Genomic DNA, 1,562 nt, shown 5'->3' on the forward strand with positions numbered 1-1,562 from the left:
GGCGGCAGATCGTGTCGTCCGCCATCGGCGACAACCTCCAGGGTGCCGACTACGACCGGGTCAACTACGGCGGCAAGGGCGACGCGTACCACACCCTGCCCGGCTTCCTGCCCCCGTCGCCCGGCAACGGCGGCTGGCCCCAGGCGGTGGACAACTACCAGCGGCTGAACTTCAACGTGGTGCGCATCCACCAAGAGCCCGCGAGCCCGTACATGTTGGATGTCGCCGACGAGATGGGTTTGATGGTCATCGGCGAGGTCGCGATTCGCGGCTCCCAATCCTCGCAGGAGTGGAGGGAGACCGTCGGGCGCAACAACATGATCAACCACGCTCGTGCGCTGGTCCTGCGCGACCGCAACCACCCCGCGGTCATCCGCTGGAGTCAGAACAACGAGCCGAACCAGAGCGGCCAGGATTCCGAACAGTTCGAGAAGGACTTGTACGCGGCGATGAACGGCGCCGACGGCACCCGGCCGATCATTGTCGAGGTGGGCGTCGGCAACAATGTCAGCCTGTATCCCGGGATGACGTACGCCAACTTCGCGGTGATCCCGCACTACGTCGACGGTTTCGGCAGGTACGGGGAGGGCCTGATCACCGTGAATGGGCGGCCCGACGGCGAGGGCGAGTACATCTGGCCGGCATGCAACACCAAGCAGGGCTTCGAGTGGTTTGCCACGGCAACCCTGGCCAAGCGCGGCAAGGGCGCCACCGACCTGCGTCCGTACACGCTGCTGTCAGCTTGGGCCAGCGTCATCCCCGGCGTGCGCACCGGCGACTTCGTCCCGGAGGAGGGCGGTCGCCCTGTCTACGGCGCGGACAACCTCCCGGACCCCTGGAGCAACCCGCAGTTCCAGCGCGTGCAGGCGGCGTTCAACCCGGTGGCCGCGGTCGACCTCCCCTACTGGTCGGCCTCCGGCGTCTCGGACTCCAACGGCACCTTCCCACTGCCGCAGGCCGTGCCCAGCTACGCCCGGAACGCCACGGTCACCCGCAACATCACCGTCTTCAACGACGACTTCGCCGACACTTCGGTGGGCTTCACCTGGACGGCGCGGTTCGACGCGCCGGACGGCGCGGTCGTCGCGTCCGGAAGTACGACCCTGACCGTTCCGCTCGGCTCACGGGTCACCCAGCCGGTGTCCTTCACCACCCCCGCCACCGGCAACCGCGTGTACCTGCAGCTGTCGACCACGAAGTCCGGCAGGACCGCCTTCACCGACGCGGTCGAGTACTTCAACCTCAGCGGAGGCGGCGGAACCGGACCCGCACCGGGGACCTACCGCATCGTCAACCGCAACAGCGGCAAACCCCTCGCCATCGCCGGCAACTCCACCGCCGACGGTGCCAAGGCGATCCAGCAGAGCGGCACCGCCACGTGGACGATCAGCACCACGCAGGACGCCTACACCCTGCGCTACAACGCCTCCGGAAAGGTGCTCGACGTCAACGCCGGCAGCAGCACGGTCGGCCTGCAGCTGCAGCAGTGGTCGGCCAACGGCGGCACCAACCAGATGTGGTACCTGCGGCCCACCGGTGACGGCTACTTCACCATCGTCGCC

1 protein-coding gene is annotated in these 1,562 nt (G+C 67.9%); it reads left to right on the top strand.

Features of this window, described 5'->3' with window-relative positions; genetic code table 11:
• On the top strand, nucleotides 1-1,562 hold a 1,562-nt coding region (locus AB0G02_RS39505; protein WP_360805436.1), incomplete at both ends, for an RICIN domain-containing protein.

It is taken from the genome of Actinosynnema sp. NPDC023658, assembly GCF_040639995.1.
In the GTDB taxonomy this organism is placed as follows: domain Bacteria; phylum Actinomycetota; class Actinomycetes; order Mycobacteriales; family Pseudonocardiaceae; genus Actinosynnema.